We start from the raw sequence: 19,906 nt of genomic DNA on the forward strand, positions 1-19,906 counted from the left end.
CTACTTCTTCGCGCCCTTGACTTCCTGCAGCGTCGTCGACTTCACCGCGCGGCCGAGATCGACTTTCTTGCCATAGCTTGGCGCGCCGCTGGTGGCGCCTGAGACGGCGCTGCCGCCGCGCACGGTGCGGTTGGTCAAGGGTGGAATGGCCATCGCCTTTGGCTCCGGTGCGTTCTCGTCGAACAGGCTGGCCAATTGCTCCGTCATCGCACCACCGAGCTGTTCGGCGTCCACAATGGTGACCGCGCGCTTGTAGTAGCGCGTCACATCATGGCCGATGCCGATGGCAATCAGTTCCACCGGGCTCCTGGTTTCGATCTCTTCGATCACCTGCCGCAAATGGCGCTCAAGATAGTTGCCGACATTCACATTCAGCGTGGAATCATCCACCGGCGCGCCGTCCGAGATCACCATGAGGATCTTGCGCTGTTCCGGCCGCCCCAGCATCCGGTCATGCGCCCAGAGCAAGGCTTCGCCGTCGATATTCTCTTTCAACAGGCCTTCGCGCATCATCAGGCCAAGATTCTTGCGCGCCCGGCGCCAGGGCGCATCGGCCTGCTTGTAGACGATGTGGCGAATGTCGTTGAGGCGGCCCGGCCCGGCCGGCTTGCCCGCCTTGACCCAGTCTTCGCGCGAGATGCCGCCTTTCCATGCCTTGGTCGTGAAGCCGAGGATTTCAGTCTTCACGCCGCAGCGCTCCAGCGTGCGGGCCAGAATGTCCGCACACAGCGCCGCGACCATGATCGGCCGCCCACGCATGGAGCCGGAATTGTCGAGCAGCAGGGTCACGATTGTATCGCGGAATTCGGAATCATCTTCCTGCTTGAAGGAGAGCGGCGCCGTCGGGTCGGTGATCACACGCGTCAGGCGGGCCGTGTCGAGCACGCCCTCTTCAAGATCGAAGCTCCAGGACCGGTTCTGCTGCGCCATCAGGCGGCGCTGCAGCTTGTTGGCGAGTTTCGAGACGGCGCCCTGCAGGCCCTGCAGCTGGTGATCCAGATAGGCGCGCAGTCGCGTCAGCTCTTCCGCGTCGCAAAGGTCTGGCGCATTGGCGACTTCATCATGTTCGCGCGTGAAGACATTGTAGTTGAAGCGGTCACGATCATCGCCATCCTTGAAGTTCGGGCGCAGCGGCTTGGTGCCGTCCTCGTCATCATCCGGCGTGTCATCGGCTTCGGCATCAACATCCATGTCGACGCTGACATTGGATTCCTCGCCTTCCATTTCCTCCGTGTCGCCTGCATCCATCTGCTCGGCGGAGGAGCCCATCTGCTCCTCGGACTCCATGTCCTGATCGCCTTCGGAGGGCTGTTCATTCTCTTCGGACTGTTCGGAGTCTTCCTGTTCCTGCGTCTCGGCGTCTTCGCCCGGCGCATCAGAGGCGGTCAGGTCGCGGATCATGTCGCGCACGGTGCGCGCAAAACCCGGCTGGTCATGCAATTGTTCGATCAGCCGATCAATGGCCCCGCCCGTCTCGGCTTCCACGCGCTCGCGCCAGACATCGGCCACGCGTTTCGCGCTGTCCGGCAGCGGCCGACCCGTCAGCTTCTCGCGCAGCAAGAATTCAAGTGCGGGAGCGAGCACAGCGTCCGCATCTTCGGCGCCCATCGCGAACTCACCGGACTGGCAGCGATGGTCGAGCACGGCGTCGAGATTGTCGGCCGTGCCGCGCATGGCATTGGCGCCCAAACTTTCGATGCGCGCCTGTTCGGCCGCGTCATAGACCTTGCGGGGCAGATCTCCGCCGGGGCGGTGCGCGAAATGTGCCTCGGCATTGTGGTGCGCCCGGCGCAGGGCGATGGCGTCTGCCTCGCCGCGAATACGCGCCGCGATGTGGGATTCCAGCTGTTGCGGCGGCGGGCGCAGCGTGATGGTCTCGCCATCTCCGCCCACATCATTGCCAAAGCCGACCTCCACGTCCCGGTCCGCGCTCATCGCCTTGGTGGTCGTGGCCAGCGCCTGCTTGAACAATTCCTGAGGAGAGGTGTCTTTGGACATGACTGTGACTTAGCGCGCCCTGTCGCGTTTGCGAAGAGGGACGCAGCGTCACGATCCAGTAATTCCGCGTCTGGCTAATCCACTGCCTGCATGGACGACCGCTTACGCTTCGGCACACTGGCCAATTTGGCCCAGCTGCGGAAAGGATAGAGCAACAGCGGAATCAGCCGGTCGCCAGGATTGTCCTCAAAGCCTGTTGCCAATCCCCTGGCGGGTCCCGGCACATAGTAGGTGCCGAAAGCCATGTCGATGAAAGGGAAAAACAGGGAGAAATTCTTGTTGTGAGCTTCCGGAAGGTCAACATGGTGCCAGCGATGGAAACGCGGGCCGGCGATGACATGGCGAAAGGGGCCGTGTGACCAGTCCAGTCCGGAATGGACATAGAACTGGTGAAGCTCGCGAATCAGGATCAGGAACGCCACGCCTTCCACGGAAAGCCCGCACAAGAAAGCAGCCCCTGCGACGAGAGGCACCGTCACCACCCATTCCAGAATGTGGGCCCTCTGCGATGACAGGAAATGCAGGTCCGTATCGGAGTGGTGAACGGCATGCAGGGGCCAGAACCACGCATTTGCGTGCGCCCACCGGTGCAACCAATAATTCGTGAAGTCGAGAATGAAGAGGGCTGTGAAGGCCTGGATAATCCATGGCATGTCCAACCAGACCCTTTCAGGTACATGCGGCAAGCTCTGCATCAGATCGAGCAGAAATGTCGTGGCAACCAGAACCAGTCCCAGGGTGGCCCCATTGAACACCACAAGTCCGACATTCACGGCGCCGCTACGCCGCAAACCGGGGCCCCATGACAGGGATCCTGCGCCATACTTCAACCATGCCAGAGCAGTGATCATGACGAATCCCATCGAGATCAAGACGGCCTTCGACGAGAGCAGGATCAGGAAATATCGAAGGTAATCAGTCATCGGGAATGCCCACCATTTGGTGACCAACCTAACCGAACAGCCTTAACCTACAGTATAATCAGGGAATATTCTGCCGACCTAAGCGACTCTCACCATCAGGGCGCTTTCCGGCAGTTCCTCGGCAAAGCAACGCTGGTACATTTCAGCCACCAGGGGCCGCTCCAACTCGTCGCACTTGTTCAGGAAGGTCATCCGGAAGGCATGGCCGAGATCGCCGAAGATGGCGAAGTTTTCGGCCCATGTGATCACGGTCCGCGGGCTCATGACGGTCGACAGGTCGCCGCTCATGAAGGCGTTCCGGGTCAGGTCGGCCAGCGTGACCATCTTGGCCAGCGTGTCGTCATCCACGCCGGTGGCCTTGGACTTCACGATCTCCACTTCGGCGTCGTGTTCCAGATAGTTCAGCGTGGTCACGATGCTCCAGCGGTCCATCTGACCCTGGTTCAGCTGTTGGGTGCCGTGATAGAGGCCCGTCGTATCGCCGAGGCCGACCGTGTTGGTCGTGGCGAACAGGCGGAAATACGGATTCGGCTCGATGACGCGGTTCTGGTCGAGCAGGGTCAGCTTGCCGCTGGCTTCCAGTACGCGCTGGATCACGAACATCACGTCCGGCCGGCCGGCATCATATTCGTCAAAGGTGATCGCCACCGGCCGCTGCAGCGCCCAGGGCAGGATGCCTTCGCGGAATTCGGTGATTTGGGCGCCATCCTTCAGGACGATGGCATCCTTGCCGACCATGTCGATCCGGCTGACATGGCTGTCGAGATTGACCCGGATCATCGGCCAGTTCAGGCGCGCGGCCACCTGTTCGATATGGGTCGATTTCCCGGTGCCGTGATAGCCCTGCACCATGACACGGCGATTATGCTGAAACCCCGCCAGGATCGCCATCGTGGTCTGCGGATCGAAGCGATAGGCCTCGTCGATCGCAGGCACATATTCCGTGCGTGTCTTGAACCCATGCACGACCATGTCCGTATCGAGGCCGAATACCTCGCGGACATTGATCTCTTCGGTCGGCTCCATGCCTTCCAGCACATCGGTATCACTCATCACAGTCATGGCATGCGTCTCGTCATCTATTGCATTGATGGACCTATCACACCTGACGCCGCCGCCAAGCGTGACATAGGGTCAAATGTGGGTTTGGTGCGCCGCGCGACAACTCATTCAGCTGCTTGCCACACGATTTCACCCCCAATGATGGTCATCCGGGCCTGCGCCTCAAGGATCTCGGCGGCGGGCACACTCATCAAATCCCGGTCGAAGACGGAGAAATCCGCGATCTTGCCGACTTCGATCGTGCCCAGGTCGTCCTCCTGAAAAGCCGCAAAGGCTGCCGCAGACGTGAACAAGGCCAGGGCTTCATCCCGTGACAGGGCCTGTTCGGGATGCCACCCCTCCCCTGCATTGCCGTCGAGGTCCTGCCGGGCCACCGCCGCATAGAATTCGATCAGGGGTGAGCCGACTTCAACTGGCGCATCCGACCCCCCCGCGACGACCGCGCCGCCCGCCAGCATGTCCTGCCAGGCATAGGCCCCCGCCAGCCGGTCCATGCCAAGGCGGGACGGCGCGAATTTCAGATCACCAATCGCATGAGATGGCTGCATGGAGGCAATCAGGCCCAGCTCTCCGACGCGCGCGACATCCTCAGGCGCGAAGATCTGCGCATGCTCAATCCGCCAGCGCAGCTCGTCGTCATACCCCAGCGCCTCGAAGGTTTCGAGAATATGCCGGTTGGCGAGGTCCCCGATGGCATGGATGGCCAACTGAACGTCCGCGTCCTCGGCTTTCATCATCAGGTCGTGGAGCGACTCCGTATCGAGCAAGGGGAGACCATTCGTGTCCGGCTGGTCTGAATAGGGCGCGATCAACAGCGCGCCGCGGCTGCCGAGCGCGCCGTCCATGTAGAGCTTCACGGCGCGATTGATGACCGTGTCGGTCTCGAATTGCCGGGACTCCGCTACATCGAAGGCGTCCATGTCAAAGGCATTGTAAATGCGCAGTGGCAGGCGCCCTTCCCCGTCAAGGCGCTCCATAATGGGGGCCTGGGCTGCGCTGACGCTCATATTGTGAACCCCGGTCCAGCCCCGGCTGGCATAGGTCTTCGCGCCAACCTCCAGGGCTGTCTCGACATCTTCTTCCGTCGGGGCCGCAAGAAGCTGGAAAACAGGCCCCATCGCACTGTCGATCACAATGCCCGTGGCTTTGCCGCTGTCATCCCGTTCCACACGGCCGCCCGAGGGGTCTTCGGTCAGATCGTAAATGCTGGCCGCCTTCAGCGCGGCTGTATTCGCCACGAGGGCATGCCCATCCGCGCGCGTATAGATTACCGGATTGTTGGGGCTGACCGCGTCGAGGTCTGCGGCGGAGGGCATGCGCCCTTCCGGCCAGCCCGTCTCGATCCAGCCGCGCCCGAACAGGATTTCGCCGGAGGCCTTGCCCTGGATCTCTGCCTCCGTGCGGGTGACAAGTTCATCTACGGAGGCGGTGCCTTCCAGGTTGAGCGTCAGTTCCCGCTGGCCAATCCCCATCAGGTGCGCGTGGGCATCGGTGAATCCCGGAAACATGACTGCCCCACCCAGATCCACAATCGTGACCTCATCTTCGCTCCAGTCCGCCGAGGCCGGCGGCACGACCGCAACGATCCGGCCATCAGGCCCGACGACCACCGCGTCGGCGGTGGGCTGGTCAGCAACTCCGGTATAAATCGTGCCCCCGGTAAAGACGGTCAGCGCAGGCGGCTCGTCCGTTGCAGATTGCGGAGCCCCGCCCGGCTGACACGCCGCAACAACCCCCAACGCCAGTGCAAAACCGAATACCCGCATGATCACATTCCCTCCAAGACGGAACCATGTGTGGCATGCACGGGCGGCCGCTGCCAGATTATGAACGTAAAAAAGCGCGCGCAGCCTGTGCTGCGCGCGCTTTCAAATCTCATCTGCCCAAAAGGGCCAGACCTTAGGCGACAGCTTTCTTTTCGATGTCGCGCTTGATCTTCAGGGCCTTGGAAGACAGGGCATCTTCCTTTGCCTTCGCCAGGAACGCATCCAGGCCGCCGAGCTTGTCGACAGTGCGCAGGGCTTTCGCCGCGATGCGCATGCGGAAATTCTGGCCCAGTGCATCGGAATGCAGCGTAACCTGTACGAGGTTAGGGCGGAAAATCCGCTTAGTTTTCATTTGCGAGTGGCTCACATTGTGGCCAGTCATCGGCTTGGTGCCGGTAAGTTCACATTCGCGGGACATGGCCTCGCTCCGAATAGGTCTATAGGGATCTCGAAGGCGCGTCGTTACAGGGCAGATGGCCCCCGTGTCAACTCTGAGGATCAGGCATTTCGGCAGTTTTCCGGTTGCAGGTGTCATCCGCTGTCATACTTGTTGAATGCAAACCCCGTCCGAATGAGGCATGATAAGGGCATGGCTGTTCAGGTGGTGTTGGAGAAGACGGGGTATAGGGGGTGTTGCAACCTAGTGCTCCGGAAAGGATTCTGGTTCAGATGAAACGCACCTTCCTTCTTGCCTCCGCTGCAGGACTTGCTCTCGCCGGTTTTTCAGCCGCCGATACGGCCCCAAGCAGTGCGGCCCCTGCCGTCCTTGCCAATGTGAAGGCCGGTGAGACCACACGCATGGTCTATGAACTGGAGGCGAAAGCCTATGTCCTGTTCATCCCGGCAACCGGCCGGGCCCATTTCGATGTCGAGATGCGCCCCGATACCTACAATATCAAATCACGCGTCAAGGTGACGGGCATCGCCGACTGGTTCGTGAATTACGACATGCATCTGCAGGCCTCCGGCTATACGCGCGGCGACGAGCTGAAGACCTATAATTATGTGTCGCAGAACCGGGACGGTAAAAAGAACCGCCGGGTCAATCTGACGATCACGGATGACGATTTCTCCATGACTGCCAATCCGGTCTTCGGGAATCTGGGCGAGCCCCCGGCCACGGTTGAGCAGGTCCTCAAGACGAATGACCCGATCACCGCCCTCATCACGTTTGCGCTAGAGCCCCGCGCGCCGGGCGCTGACCCTTGCGGCGGTCCGATCCGCCTGTTTGATGGTCGCCAGCTGACATATCTGCACCTCAAGAATGCCGGCACGAAACAGGTTGATGTGAAGGCCTGGTCGGGCGAGGCTATTGAATGCCACATCACCATGGAAAAGGTCGCAGGCTACAAGAAAGACAAGTCTGACAATGACAATCTTTCTGGCATCGACGGTCCGCTGCGCATGTGGCTGGCGCCGCTACCGAATGGCGCGACCGTTCCGGTCAAGATCCAGGCCGACACGGACAAGATCGGCAAGGTCACCCTTCAGGCGTCGAAACTCTATTTCGAGCCAGTGGTGACATCCGAAGCCTCCTTGAATTCCGACGGCGGCTAGGCCCGCTATCTTTCAACAGGCAGGCGCCGCAGCACGTCGATCAGTCCTGACATATCTTCCGGAAGAGGCGCTTCAAACCGAAGCGCCTCTTTCGTTATGGGATGAACAAACCCCAGCACCGCCGCATGCAGCGCCTGACGCGGAAAGGCGCGGGCCGCCTTCATGCCTGCATCATGGGCCTCGCCCTGCCCATATGCGCTGATCCCCTTGTGCCGCCCATAGACCGGGTCGCCTATGAGGGGCACGCCAATATGCGCCATGTGAACCCGGATCTGGTGAGTCCGGCCAGTTTCGAGCCGGCATTCCATCAGGGCCGCTGCAGGCAGACGGGTACCCTTGTCCCGTGTGCCGAAAGTTTCGAGCGCCCGGTAGTGCGTGATGGCGTTTCGGCCAACCCCGCTGTCCGGATTGCGCACCACGGCCATCTTCTTGCGGTCCCCCGTGGACCGCGCGATGGGCGCATCCACCGTGCCGGACAGAGGCCTCGGCGCGCCGCGCGTGACGGCCAGGTATTTCCGCTCGATATCGTGTTTTTGGAACAGTTCCGACAGGCCCAGATGCGCAGGCTCGGTCTTTGCCGCCACAAGTACGCCGGTCGTCAGCTTGTCGATCCGGTGGACAATGCCCGGTCGCTCGACCCCGCCGATACCCGAGAGCTGCCCCCGGCAATGATGCAGCAACGCGTTGACCAGCGTGCCGTCCCAGCTGCCGGGCGCCGGGTGCACCGCCATGCCAGACGGCTTGTTGATCAGGATCAGGTGCTCGTCTTCGAACAGGACATCGAGGGGAATGTGCTCGGCTTCCGGCGTCGCCGGGACCGGTTCCGGTAACTGGATCAGGTATCTGGCGCCAGCGACCACACTGCGCCGTGGGTCCAGCACCGCCTCCCCATCCTGCGCGACAGCGCCTTCCAGGATCAAAGCCTTGACCCGCGAACGGGACAATTGCTCGGCCTGCGAGGCGAGAAACGTATCGAGCCGGAGGCCAGCGTCGTCAGCGGATGCGGTGATTGTCAGGTGGTCCATCGCCGCGCTTATAGACGAACTTCCGGCAAACCGTCATGCTATTGTCAACAGACCGGATTAGGGGAGATCCGGAACACGGGAGAGAGCCATGACCAAGATTACTCGCCGCGGCCTGCTTGGCGCCGCCGCAACAGGAACCCTCAGCGTCGCCGCTTGCGCGACTCCCGCCACGAAAGTGGCGCCGAAAGCGGCGGCCTATGCCGGCGAAGTTGAATTCCTGCATGGCGTCGCTTCCGGCGACCCGCTCAGCGACCGGGTGATCATCTGGACCCGTGTCACGCCAAAATCCGGCACAGGCCCAGTTCCAGTTGCCTACAGCGTGACCGACCCGGACAATCCTACCAGCGCGCCCATCACCGGCACGACCACAGCCAGCGAGTCCCGCGACTATTGCGTGAAGGTCGATGTCACCGGTCTGAAACCCGGAAAGACCTATCTCTACACATTCACCGTGGCGACTGAAGCCGGCGCTGTGGCGTCACCGGAAGGCCGCCTGAAAACCACTGCCGCCGAGGGCGACAAACCCCTGCGCATGGGCGTGGTCTCCTGCTCCAACTGGCAGTTCGGTTTCTTCAACGCCTATGAGGCCCTGTCGCAGGAAGAGGAGCTCGATGTCATCCTCCACCTCGGCGATTACCTGTATGAATATGGCGTGGACGGCTACGGCGCGGAGGTCGCGACGAAGCTGGGCCGCGTGCACGATCCGATCACGGAGATGGTCACGCTCTCGGACTACCGGATGCGCCACGCCCAGTACAAGACCGATCCGGCCCTGCAGGCGGCCCACGCGCTGGCGCCATGGATCTGCACATGGGACGATCACGAGAGTGCAAACAATTCCTACCGGACCGGCGCGCAGAACCACAATCCCGAGAATGGCGAAGGGGACTGGTCTGATCGCAAGCAGGCCGCCATTCAGGCCTATTTCGAATGGCTGCCGCTTCGTGAGCCGGCCGCAGGGGATATCACGTCTGCTGTCTGGCGCAGTTTCACCTTTGGTGATGTTGCCACGATCCATGCACTGGAAAGCCGCCTGACCGGCAGGTCCCCGGATGTCAGCTGGTTTGATGCACTCGCAGGCGTCACCGATCAGGACGTGATGATGCAGCGTGTGACGGAGACCCTTCAGACCGTCAACGATCCGGCTCGCACCATGCTGGGCTCCGAACAGGAAGCCTGGCTCGCCACCGAGCTGAAAGCCTCCGCCGACGCCGGAAAAGCGTGGCAGGTCCTTGCCAACCAGGTTGTCATGGCCAAGACAAAACTGCCGAATTTCCAGGAGACGCTTACTCCTGAACAGCTGGCGGCGCAGGACAATGGATTCGTCCAGACCATGGTCGGCTTCTCGGCCCTCGGCCTGCCCTTCAACCTCGATGCGTGGGACGGCTTCCCGGCCGCCCGTGAACGCCTCTATTCCGGCGCTGCGTCAGCAGGCGCCAACCTGGTCACGCTGGCCGGCGACACGCATACTGCCTGGGCGAACACGCTCTATGATGCACAGGGTGGCAAGCGCGGCGTTGAATTCGGCTGCACCTCGATCACCTCGCCCGGCACGGGCGCCTACATCCAGGGCATTCCGGACCTTGGCGAGCAATTTGCTGAAGCGAACACGGAAGTGCACTGGCACGATCCCTTCAATCGCGGCTACACGATTGTCACCCTGACAAAGGATACCGCGCGCGCGGAATACCGCACCGTTTCGAACATTCTCACGCGTGACTACACGGTCGAAACCGTAGCCGTTTGCGAGACACGTCAGGAAGCGGGTGAACTGACCGATCTGGTCAGTGTAGCCTAGTCGAGGATACCGGCGAGGCTGGAGCGGCCCCCGTCCAGCTTCAGCAACTCGCCGGTGACTATCGCGGCCTCTGGCGAAGACAGGTAGCGCGCCGCATCGGCGATCTCATCAGCAATTGCGGCGCGTCCCAGCGGGGTACGCCGGGTTGTCCAACTTTCGATACGCTCTTCGCGCGGACGGATGGCAATGATGCCATTCACCCGTACCTGCTGCTCCGCAAGTTCCACGGCCCCGGCCTTGATGACCCCAAGGACGGCAGATTGCGTGATCGTCTCGGTGAAGCGGCCGGGCATGGTGGCCATGGCCGAATAGGACAACACGAAAGTGACGGCGCCCTTCTGGCGGATGCGGTCAACCCCGGATTCCGGCAGGTCTTCCTGTTCGACAATCCGTTCCGAGAACACTTTCAGCGCCAGTGCCGCGCCGCGGGTTGCCTTGGCAACTGCCTTGTCGAATTTCTCCTGAACGAAATCATCCAGAGTGTCCGGCGCCTCAATGTCCGGAATGACAATCAGATTGTCGACCCGGCCAAACGCTTCGACAGCAACGGTCAGCGCGTTGCGTAAGCCGAGCCGCGTATGCAGTTCGCCATGATGGAGCAGGACTTCATCCGGCACGGCATTGCGCGCTGTTGCGATCCGCTCGTCGGACGGATCCGCCGCGACGACATGATGGCCGAACTTGCTGAAGCGACGTGCAACAGCGTCTCCGACCTCGCGGCCGAGCCCCAGAATGACCGTGACTGGTTGTGCCATCGCCTCTAGGCCTTGGTATCTGTCGCAGGGTCGGTGATCGGCTGGTTCCGCCTTGTACGGATTTCGTCGCCGACAATGGACAGCCGGTCATTCAACCGATGCAGCGCGGCAAGAATTTCAGCCAGCAACCGCACCATGAGATAGAGGAAGCCGAGCAGAGCCAAGCTGCCGACGATGCGGCCTATTCCGTGAAACAGATGACCCGTGAAGATCTGGCCGAGTCCTGACAATACAGCAAAGACTGCAACTATCAGAAACAGGATGGCGAGGACGCCCGTCGCCTGTTTGACGGCCCCAAGCGTCATCGCTCTTTCCTGATCAAAAATCTCGCGCATGCTGTATCCTTATGCCTGCTGAAACTCAGGCTAGGGCACAAAGATGAAGGCGAGGTTTCAAGGCCCTAGCTCGCTTCCAGCAGGTGAAGCTGTTCCTTGATCTGCAGTTTTTCGCGCTTAAGGCGTTTTAATCGAAGGGCATCTGCCGACGGTCGTTTCTGTTCCTCGTGGATGATTTCGTCGAGTTTGCGGTGCTTGTTGGCGAGCTCATTGATCCGGCCTTTAAGCGACATGGCAGTCTCCTTCTTGCTGTTAAGTGGCTGTGTCTTAACGGCCACAGTTAATCACAAGAGTGCGAAGGCGTCACGGGGGCGAACCGCCGGAATCGGGCCCGGCGGCATGAATTATTGTTTATCTGCCTGCAGGCTGGTTTTCCTGCGCGCTTTCTGGGCGAACATCGCCTGGTCGGCCAGTGCCAACAGGCTTTCAGCGTTCTGGCCCACCTGCCATTCGACCACACCACAGGACGCGCCGATGCGGACTCCCGGATGGGCATCATCGCCATCATTCCGCACCACCAGCTGGTCGACTTCATGCGTGAGCTGTTCTGCCTTCAGCCGGCTGTCGTCCACATTGGCCTGCGCCAGGACGATTCCGAATTCATCCCCGCCTAGCCGCCCCACGATATCGGTCTCGCGCGTATGGCGCAGCAACAGCTCCGCGATACGGATCAGTACTTCATCGCCCGCCGCATGACCGAACACGTCATTGACCTGTTTGAAATGGTCGAGGTCGATATAGATGACGGATAGGGGCGTACGAAAACGGACCGAAAGGGCAATTTCGCGGCGGATCTCGCGCTCGAAGGCCCGCCGGTTGAAGACCGGGCACAACGCATCATTGTCTGCCAGCGATGCGGCCTCATCGAGCGCTTCACGCAGTTCGTCCGCATCCTCGCGAAGCACGAGCACTTCATCACAAAGCGCTTCGATGGCGGCGCGCGTCCTGAAATCCAGCGCAGGGAGATCGACGCCCAGCACGTTCAGCAGGGCCAGCCGCTCATCTGCCTTCGGAGTGTAGAAATCATCTGCCATGCGGGAAGGTTAAGCAAATATTACGCCGAGATACAGTCATTCCTGCCGTACCGCCGGACACGCGGACAGTTGACGCGGCAACCCGCTTACCTATGTTGCGCGCTTTCCAGCGCGAGGCTTCCCATGACGGACACAGATTCCCCAAAGGTCGGCATCATCATGGGCAGTCAGTCGGACTGGCCGGTGATGCGTCTGGCCGCCGAAATCCTTGAGGAACTGGGTGTCTCCCATGAGACCCGTATCGTGTCCGCGCATCGCACGCCTGAGCGTCTGGTCGAATATGCGAAGGCTGCCCGCGGCCGGGGCCTGAAGGTCATCATTGCCGGGGCCGGCGGCGCCGCGCATCTGCCTGGCATGACCGCCTCGATGACCCCCCTGCCCGTACTCGGTGTCCCGGTACAGTCGCGGGCCCTGTCCGGCATGGATAGCCTGCTGTCCATCGTACAGATGCCCAAGGGCGTTCCGGTCGGCACTTTGGCCATCGGAGAAGCCGGCGCGGCGAATGCCGGGCTGCTGGCCGCGTCGATCATTGCCCTCCAGGATCCTGCCGTCGCCGACAAGCTGGATGCATTCCGCCAAGCCCAGTCGGACAAGATCGGCGAGTCTCCCGAGGCATGACGATGATCGCGCCCGGTCGCACCATCGGGATACTGGGCGGCGGCCAGCTCGGCCGGATGCTGGCCAGCGCCGCCAACCAGCTTGGTTTTGATGTCCACATCTTTTGCCCGGAAACGGACTCGCCCGCCTCGCGGGCCGCGCGCAAGACGTGGACCGCCCACTATCTCGACGCCGACGCGCTGCGCGACTTCGCCAAATCCTGTGATGTGGTCACACTCGAATTCGAAAACATTCCGGTCGAAGCCACGGATATCATTACCGCCTGCGGCGTGCCGCTGCATCCTGGCCCCAAGGCACTCGCCATTTCGCAGGACCGCGCCGAAGAGAAAGCCTTCCTCAATGGCATCGGCATACCGACCGCGCCCTATGAAGTGATTGAGTCCGCGAGCGATATTCCGCGCGCGCTGGACCGGGTCGGCGGGACAGGCGTGCTGAAGACACGGCGCGACGGGTATGATGGCAAGGGTCAGGCCTGGGTCCGCGACCCCGATGAGGCCGAGGCGGCTTGGTCCGCTATTGGCGAGGCCCCCGCTGTGCTGGAAGCAGCCATCCCTTTCGAGTGTGAAATTTCAGTCATTGTCGCCCGTTCCAGCAAGGGGGAAACGCTGAGCTGGGCCCCACCCCGTAACGTGCATGAAGACGGCATTCTGGCCCAGTCGGTCGCGCCGTCCGGTCTCAGCAAGGCCGTCGAGACCGAGGCCCGGGAAAAGGCCATGAAGCTGGTCGGCGCCCTCGACTATGTCGGCGTCCTTGCCCTTGAATTCTTTGTGCTTTCGGACGGGACACTTCTGGCCAACGAGTTCGCCCCAAGGGTTCACAATTCCGGTCATTGGACCCCGGAAGCGTGCCAGACAGGCCAGTTCGAACAGCATATCCGCGCTATCTGCTGCTGGCCACTCGGCGACACCCGCCGCCTCTATGATGCAGAAATGCGGAACCTGATCGGCGATGCGGGGATTGTTGACCCAGCCCAGTTGAACGCCGATGAGACTCTGACCCTGTATGGCAAGAGAGATGCCCGCCCCGGCCGCAAGATGGGACACATCACGCGGCGGGTCGCGCCCCGAAAGGACTGATCGCATGCTGCTTCCCGTTTCGAACTGGACCGATATCGAAACCTGGCTGGAGACGTCCAAGACCATTGTTGTCCCGATCGGCTCCATGGAGCAGCACGGGCCGAACGGCTTCATCGGGACGGACGCGCTGTGCCCTGAAATCATTGCCCGTGAAGCTGAAAAGCTCGCGCCGGATGACCTGCTGGTCGGTCCAACCTTCAGTGTCGGCTGTGCCCAGCACCATCTCGGCTTTCCCGGCACGATCACGCTGCGCCCCTCAACCATGATCGCTGCAATGGCGGACTGGACCGAAAGCCTGATGCGGCACGGCTTTGAGCGCATCTACTGGCTGAATGGCCATGGAGGAAACATCGCCACGATCGAGGCCGCCTTTTCCGAAATCCATGCGCGGCGCAGCTTTGACCCGCGCGGCGAAGACAATCGCCACGGACTGACCCTGAAACGCCGCGACTGGTGGGACTTCAAATCCGTCATGTCGCTGTGCAACCAACTCTACCCGGTCGGCCATGGCAGCCACGCAACCGCCTCAGAAGTCTCGGTCACATATTACGGCTATCCGGATCATGCCCGCACAGATGTGGAAATGACCCCGAAAATCGCCCCGAACGGCAAGATTGGTGATGCCGTGCAATATCGGCGCGACTTCCCGGACGGCCGCATCGGGTCGGACCCTACGCAATCGAATGTGGAAGACGGCGGAAAGATCGTGACGGCCGCCGCGCAGGCGGTGCTGGACGAGGTCCGCCGCTTCTCTGCTTAGCAGGGTTGATCTTGTTTTAGGCCACTGGCCAGACTCGCTTAAGAACGCTATCACGAGGCTCCCGGGAAAGGACCTGTCGCGAAGAATGCTGGACATTCAGAAGCTGGAAAAATCCTTTGGTGAAAAGCGGGCCGTGCAGGGCCTCTCCTTCACCGTAGAGAAGGGAACCGTGCTCGGTTTTCTCGGCCCGAACGGGGCGGGAAAGTCGACCACGATGCGCATGATTGCGGGTGTGCTGGAGCCGGATTCCGGCGATGCCACGATTGACGGCAAGTCGATTGTCTCGGCCCGCCGCGACGCGCAGGCCGCGCTCGGCTATCTGCCCGAGGGCGCTCCCCTCTATGACGATATGACCCCACCGGAATTTCTCGCCTTCATGGCAGCGGCCCGGTCCCTCCCCCGCTCCGAGCGCAAGCCCGCCATCGAGCGCGCCATTGCGGATTCGCGGATTTCCACGGTCTGCTCCCAACGAATTGGGTCGCTCTCCAAGGGCTACCGCCGCCGGGTCGGCCTTGCGGGCGCAATCCTGCATGATCCCCCCGTCCTGGTGCTGGACGAGCCGACCGACGGCCTCGACCCCAACCAGAAACGCGCCGTGCGTGCCCTGATCGCCCGCATGGCACCGCGCAAGGCGATCGTGATCTCGACCCATACGCTGACGGAAGTGCCGGCCATGTGCACGCGCGCCATTGTCGTCGACCGGGGCCGTATCGTGGCCGACGAAACGCCTGAAGGCCTGTTGAAACTATCCGCAGACGGCACGTTGGAGAATGCCTTTACCCGGCTGACAGACCAGGCGGAGGCCGAATCCGCATGAACCGGTTCCGCCAGCAATTCGACAGCTTCCTGCCGACCTTCCGTCGCGAACTCGGCGCCTATTTCGCGACGCCGATGGCCTATGTCTTCCTTGCCGTGTTCCTGCTCTCCATCGGCATGTTCACATGGGAGGCCGCCCGGTTCTTCGATACGGGCACGGCGGACTTGTCCCCCTTCTTTGTCTGGCATCCGTGGATCTACATGATCTTCCTACCGGCACTCGCCATGCGGCTCTGGGCGGATGAGACCAGTGCCGGGACGGACGAATTGCTGCTGTCCCTTCCGCTGGGCATGCCGGGGCTGGTCCTCGGGAAACTGTGCGCGGCCTGGACCGTCGCAGCCGTCGGACTGGTCCTGACCCTGCCCATGTGGATCACGGTCAATTATCTTGGCAATCCGGATAATGCTGCCATAGCGCTGACCTATTTTGTCAGCCTCCTGATGGCTGGCTCATATCTTTCCATCGGCGCTGCTATTTCTGCCCTCACACGCAGCCAGGTGACCGCCTTCGTCATCAGCGTTGTCGTCGCCTTTGTATTCACCGCCGCCGGCTGGCCGCTCGTCCTGTCGGGCGTCAAGAACCTGTTCGGGGCGGGCCTCGCCGACCTTGTCGCGCAATTTTCCTTCCTGTCGCATTTCGAGGCCGCCCAGCGCGGCGTCCTGGAATTGCGGGCTGTCCTGTTCTTCGTCGGGTTCATGACGCTCTGGACCATTCTCAATGGCCTCTGGGCCTCGCGTCAGAGGCTGGGCTGAGATGAAGGCGAAACACTATCTCATCGCCGCCACGGCGCTGACCGGGATCATCTTCGTCTCGGCAAACCTTCTGGTGCAGAAGGTGTTCACCGGCGCGCGGATCGATTTTACCGAGAACAATCTCTACACGCTGTCGGACGCGACGAAGACGACGTTGAAGACGGTGGCAGAACCCGTCGACATCACCTTCGTCTACACACGCAGCACCGGGCAAGAGTTTCCGGCCATCCGCGCTTATGCGGCGCGTGTGCGGGAATTGCTGCGCGTGTATGAAAGCCAGTCGGACGGGAAAATCCAGGTCACGGAAATCGATCCCGTCCCCTTCTCGCCCGCCGAGGACCAGGCGCTTGCCGCCGGCATTACGGCCGTCGACACGAATGGCAGCGACCCGCTCTATTTCGGCATCATCGGCCGCAACTCCATCGACGACCAACGGGTCATGCCCTTCCTCGCGCCGGAACGGGAAGTAACGCTGGAGTATGATCTGACACGCATGGTGGCCCGGCTGGATGATCCGGACCCGCCTCGGGTCGGCATCCTGTCCTCCCTGCCCGGCCTGACCGCGCCCGGCGGCGAGGGCGGCTACACGCTGCTTCGCGATATCCACAAATCCTTTGACGTCGAGCCTATTGCGGAAACGTTCCAATCCTTGCCGGAAGACCTGGATGTGTTGCTGGTGGCCCAGCCGCCGCGCCTCTCCCCGCGTCAGGAATGGCTGATCGACCAATTCGTCCTGCGCACCGGACGCGCGGTATTTCTTGTCGACCCTGCGGCCAAGACCGTGGCGAACACCGGCCCGTTCGACATGAGTGATGCCGAGACAGCCTCCTCCCTGATGGCGCTTGGCGAGGCATGGGGCGTTACGCTGTCCGAAGACGCGGTTGCAGATGCAGCCAGTGCCCTGCCCGTGCCGGTCGATACTGGCGGCGGACGCATCGAGGAGCTCGCGCATCCGCTGTTTCTTGGCATTCCAGCGGGGGACATGAATCAGGACGATCTGATCACGGCCGATCTGAGCCGCACCGTCAATTTCGGCGCGCCGGGCGCCTTCACGGCAGGTGATCTCGCCGAAGGCGCAGAACTGACACCCTTGCTGACAACTGGCCCCAGCCCGTCCTTCATTGATGCCACGGAAGCGGTAACGGACATGACGCCTCAGCAGGTTCTGCGCCAATACCAGACCGAGCCGGCCCCATTGGCGCTCGCCGCGCGCCTGTCAGGTCACTTGAACACAGCATTCCCGCAAGGCGCGCCTGCCTTTGACGAACCATCCGCCCCCATGCTGGCCGAGATCGCCCGCGCCGAGGCGGCCAGCGCCCTGCCCCACATTCCGGAAAGCGAGACCGAGGCACAAATTGTCCTCATCGCGGACGTCGATTTCATTGCGGATGAATTCTACATCATCCCGAACGAACAGATCGTCGTGGCGGACAATGGCGCACTGGTCCTCAACGCCCTCGACGCCCTCGCAGGTGGCGGGGAACTCTCGCGGCTGCGGTCCCGCGCGCCAAGCCTGCGCCGCATGGAACGCATCGACCGTATGCGGGAGAATGCCGAGGCCATTTATTTCCGCCAGCAGGCCGCACTCCAAGACAATCTCCAAACCGCCCAGGCGCGACTCGAGGAATTGCAGGCCATAGGCGCGGCGGACGGGTTTTTCTCAGGCGATCTCGAAGCCGATCTGACCGAGGCCGAGCGCACTGAATTGCTCGATCTGCGCCAGCGGATTGTGAATTTGCGCGCCCAGCTGCGGGAGATTGAACGCAATTACCGCCGCGACATAGACAGCCTCGAGGGCACGCTCAAGGCCATCAATATCTGGGGCGGCCCCTTCCTGGTCTGTCTGATCGGCCTGTTTGTCTGGTATCGTCAGAAGCGGAAGGAAGCCGCATGAGCGACATCCGCACACAGCAGCGCACTCGCCGCCTCCAGATCATGGGCGGCATTGCGGCCGGACTGGTCGTGCTGACCCTGATTGCCTACAGTTTCGACGGTCCATCGGTCCGCTCCTCCGAACGTGACGGCCAGCCCGTCATTCCGGGCTTTGCCGCCATTCGCGCTGATGCCAGCGAAATACGTGTCACCCTGTCGGATGAGGCCTATACGCTCGTCAACACACAGGATGGCTGGAAGATGGGCGATGAGGCGGGTTATCCGATCCGCCCCGACCGGCTTGCAGAGCTTGCGACCGGACTCGAAGGGCTGAGCTGGGGCGAAGGCCGCACGCGCGATCCGGACAAGCTGAACCGGATCGGTCTGGGGGATCCGCGCGATGGCGGCACCGGCGCTTTGGTCGAGATCGTCGATGATGATGGCGAGATTACCGCCGCCCTGATCACCGGGCGCAAGGACAGCCATGTCTATGGCCGCCTCCCGGATCAGGAACAGGCCTTTCAGGTCAAGGGCGAGCTGCCCCCCTTCTACAATCATGATGCCTGGCTGGATTTCGACATTCTGGACATCAACTCCGATGCGATTTCCGCCGTGCGCATTTTCGATTCCATGGGCGAAAGCCTCTATCTTCAGCGCTCTGTCGGATCGAGTGACCGCAGCTTCGTACCCGGTCCGCCCTTCCAGGATTTCCGGCTGGTCAGCCGTCTGGCCGCTTCAACGCCTGCGCTGGCCCTGACTCGCTTCGCCCCGATTGGCGTGAAACCCTCCAGCAAACTCCAGACGCAGCCCGTGGCGCGCCACATCACGGAGACGCATGACGGATTGGAAGTCGAGGTGCGGGCATTCCGCGAACCCGATGGCTATTTCGTCACCATACGGGCTATTGAGGCGGGCGAAGGCGCCCATCGCGGCAGCACGATCAATGACAAGGCCGAAGGCTGGGCGTTCGAACTGGCAGAATATGACTGGAACGAGTTTACGCCGCGCGTCTCCGCCATTGTGCGGCCGCCGGTCATGGTGTTTGAATCAGGCCAACCGGCCCAGCCCTGATCAGGGCTGAATCACCATCGTTTCCAGAACAGGGCCGAAGCCCGCTTCCTGGACAATGATCGAGCAGCCGGCCTCGCAATCGGGGACGCTGAGTTCGACCGGATTCCCAAGCCACGGCCCGAGCGCGGAGACATGCGTGACCGGATGAAGCATGTCGGTCGTATTGGCATCGCCAGACAGATAATTGACCAGCCAGATATCGGCGAGGTCCGGTACGCGGCCCGACAGGCGAATCTTGTCGCCGGTGCGAACCAGTTTCACATCAAACTCCGGCTGCCCGTGAATCCTCTCAAGCGCGCGTTCGACATAGTGACGCTTGTTGCCAGCGCATTGCTCCTGACCATTGTAGACAGTCTGCGGTGTGTAGGGGCCCCGCAGGCGGAAGCGATCCGTGTAGCCGCGCTGGCGTTCCTTGGACTCGGTCAGCGCCATCGGGTCCTTGTCGCCAAGATAATCCCAGTAATCGACCGACCAGGTCAGCACGAGCAGATCGTCCCGCTCGGCATCGACGGCTTTCAACGTGCGGTGCGCCTTGGGGCAAGCCCGGCAATTCTGCGATGCAAACAGCTCTACCAGCACGGGCCCTTCGGCCAATGCAGGAGGCGCCATGACGCCTACGGCGATCAGGAAGGAAAACAGAATTCGTGTCATCTCAGTCCCTGTTTATAGGGCCAACTCCATTTCCGT

20 protein-coding genes are annotated in these 19,906 nt (G+C 61.8%); 9 read left to right on the top strand and 11 right to left on the bottom strand.

From position 1 onward, the window contains the following. The 5 genes from cobT to rpmB all read right to left on the bottom strand — a co-directional run bounded on the left by cobT (nucleotide 1) and on the right by rpmB (nucleotide 6,167). Nucleotides 1–1,998 carry a cobaltochelatase subunit CobT gene (gene cobT / locus V7660_RS15715; protein ID WP_335603998.1) on the bottom strand — a complete coding sequence of 666 codons (1,998 nt, stop codon included), beginning with the start codon at nucleotides 1,996–1,998 and terminating at the stop codon, nucleotides 1–3. A 74-nt stretch (nucleotides 1,999–2,072) separates the two neighbouring features. Continuing rightward, a complete protein-coding gene (locus tag V7660_RS15720; RefSeq protein WP_335603999.1) occupies nucleotides 2,073–2,921 on the bottom strand; it encodes a sterol desaturase family protein in 849 nt (282 codons plus the stop codon). Nucleotides 2,922–2,999: 78 nt separating this feature from the next. Then, nucleotides 3,000–3,983, bottom strand: coding sequence for a cobaltochelatase subunit CobS (cobS, locus tag V7660_RS15725; protein WP_335604000.1), 984 nt, complete (start codon nucleotides 3,981–3,983; stop codon nucleotides 3,000–3,002). Nucleotides 3,984–4,087: 104 nt separating this feature from the next. Beyond that, nucleotides 4,088–5,749: an amidohydrolase gene (locus V7660_RS15730; protein WP_335604001.1), complete on the bottom strand. Its 1,662-nt coding sequence runs from the start codon at nucleotides 5,747–5,749 to the stop codon at nucleotides 4,088–4,090. Between the two features lie 133 nt (nucleotides 5,750–5,882). Then, nucleotides 5,883–6,167: a 50S ribosomal protein L28 gene (rpmB, locus tag V7660_RS15735; protein WP_034817354.1), complete on the bottom strand. Its 285-nt coding sequence runs from the start codon at nucleotides 6,165–6,167 to the stop codon at nucleotides 5,883–5,885. A 251-nt stretch (nucleotides 6,168–6,418) separates the two neighbouring features. Between rpmB and V7660_RS15740 the strand changes: the two genes are divergently transcribed. Further along, nucleotides 6,419–7,306, top strand: coding sequence for a DUF3108 domain-containing protein (locus tag V7660_RS15740; RefSeq protein WP_335604002.1), 888 nt, complete (start codon nucleotides 6,419–6,421; stop codon nucleotides 7,304–7,306). A gap of 5 nt (nucleotides 7,307–7,311) precedes the next feature. On the opposite strand, the gene V7660_RS15745 is transcribed toward V7660_RS15740, so the two are convergent. Beyond that, complete coding sequence (locus tag V7660_RS15745) at nucleotides 7,312–8,331, bottom strand: RluA family pseudouridine synthase (protein WP_335604003.1); 1,020 nt, start codon at nucleotides 8,329–8,331, stop codon at nucleotides 7,312–7,314. Between the two features lie 88 nt (nucleotides 8,332–8,419). Between V7660_RS15745 and V7660_RS15750 the strand changes: the two genes are divergently transcribed. Then, nucleotides 8,420–10,129 (top strand): alkaline phosphatase D family protein, encoded by a 1,710-nt coding sequence (locus V7660_RS15750; protein WP_335604004.1) that lies wholly within the window; start codon nucleotides 8,420–8,422, stop codon nucleotides 10,127–10,129. Here the strand turns inward: V7660_RS15750 and V7660_RS15755 are convergent. From V7660_RS15755 to V7660_RS15770, 4 genes are all read right to left on the bottom strand, one after another. Beyond that, entirely contained in the window at nucleotides 10,126–10,884 is a 759-nt protein-coding gene (locus V7660_RS15755; RefSeq protein WP_335604005.1) for an SDR family oxidoreductase, read from the bottom strand. The genes V7660_RS15750 and V7660_RS15755 overlap by 4 nt on opposite strands. A gap of 5 nt (nucleotides 10,885–10,889) precedes the next feature. Further along, nucleotides 10,890–11,219: a hypothetical protein gene (locus tag V7660_RS15760; protein ID WP_335604006.1), complete on the bottom strand. Its 330-nt coding sequence runs from the start codon at nucleotides 11,217–11,219 to the stop codon at nucleotides 10,890–10,892. Nucleotides 11,220–11,284: 65 nt separating this feature from the next. Beyond that, nucleotides 11,285–11,452, bottom strand: coding sequence for a YdcH family protein (locus tag V7660_RS15765; RefSeq protein WP_335604007.1), 168 nt, complete (start codon nucleotides 11,450–11,452; stop codon nucleotides 11,285–11,287). A gap of 111 nt (nucleotides 11,453–11,563) precedes the next feature. Next, nucleotides 11,564–12,253: a GGDEF domain-containing protein gene (locus V7660_RS15770; protein WP_335604008.1), complete on the bottom strand. Its 690-nt coding sequence runs from the start codon at nucleotides 12,251–12,253 to the stop codon at nucleotides 11,564–11,566. A gap of 123 nt (nucleotides 12,254–12,376) precedes the next feature. On the opposite strand from V7660_RS15770, the gene purE reads away from it, so the two are divergent. From purE to V7660_RS15805, 7 genes are all read left to right on the top strand, one after another. After that, nucleotides 12,377–12,871: a 5-(carboxyamino)imidazole ribonucleotide mutase gene (purE, locus tag V7660_RS15775; RefSeq protein WP_335604009.1), complete on the top strand. Its 495-nt coding sequence runs from the start codon at nucleotides 12,377–12,379 to the stop codon at nucleotides 12,869–12,871. Continuing rightward, nucleotides 12,868–13,947, top strand: coding sequence for a 5-(carboxyamino)imidazole ribonucleotide synthase (locus V7660_RS15780; protein WP_335604010.1), 1,080 nt, complete (start codon nucleotides 12,868–12,870; stop codon nucleotides 13,945–13,947). Before purE ends, V7660_RS15780 begins: the two co-directional genes overlap by 4 nt. A gap of 4 nt (nucleotides 13,948–13,951) precedes the next feature. Beyond that, on the top strand, nucleotides 13,952–14,707 hold the full coding sequence (locus V7660_RS15785) for a creatininase family protein (protein ID WP_335604011.1): 756 nt from the start codon (nucleotides 13,952–13,954) through the stop codon (nucleotides 14,705–14,707). Between the two features lie 85 nt (nucleotides 14,708–14,792). Next, entirely contained in the window at nucleotides 14,793–15,524 is a 732-nt protein-coding gene (locus V7660_RS15790; RefSeq protein WP_335604012.1) for an ABC transporter ATP-binding protein, read from the top strand. Further along, the gene (locus V7660_RS15795; protein WP_335604013.1) at nucleotides 15,521–16,276 is read left to right on the top strand and encodes an ABC transporter permease subunit; all 756 of its coding nucleotides are present in this window, start codon (nucleotides 15,521–15,523) and stop codon (nucleotides 16,274–16,276) included. Before V7660_RS15790 ends, V7660_RS15795 begins: the two co-directional genes overlap by 4 nt. Before the next feature lies 1 nt (nucleotide 16,277). Beyond that, on the top strand, nucleotides 16,278–18,170 hold the full coding sequence (locus tag V7660_RS15800) for a Gldg family protein (RefSeq protein WP_335604014.1): 1,893 nt from the start codon (nucleotides 16,278–16,280) through the stop codon (nucleotides 18,168–18,170). Beyond that, the gene (locus V7660_RS15805; protein WP_335604015.1) at nucleotides 18,167–19,219 is read left to right on the top strand and encodes a DUF4340 domain-containing protein; all 1,053 of its coding nucleotides are present in this window, start codon (nucleotides 18,167–18,169) and stop codon (nucleotides 19,217–19,219) included. The genes V7660_RS15800 and V7660_RS15805 overlap by 4 nt, the downstream gene beginning before the upstream one ends. On the opposite strand, the gene V7660_RS15810 is transcribed toward V7660_RS15805, so the two are convergent. Next, nucleotides 19,220–19,870 (bottom strand): DUF1223 domain-containing protein, encoded by a 651-nt coding sequence (locus V7660_RS15810; protein WP_335604016.1) that lies wholly within the window; start codon nucleotides 19,868–19,870, stop codon nucleotides 19,220–19,222. Nucleotides 19,871–19,906 lie beyond the last annotated feature (36 nt).

Source organism: Hyphomonas sp., from assembly GCF_036964145.1.
GTDB lineage: Bacteria > Pseudomonadota > Alphaproteobacteria > Caulobacterales > Hyphomonadaceae > Hyphomonas.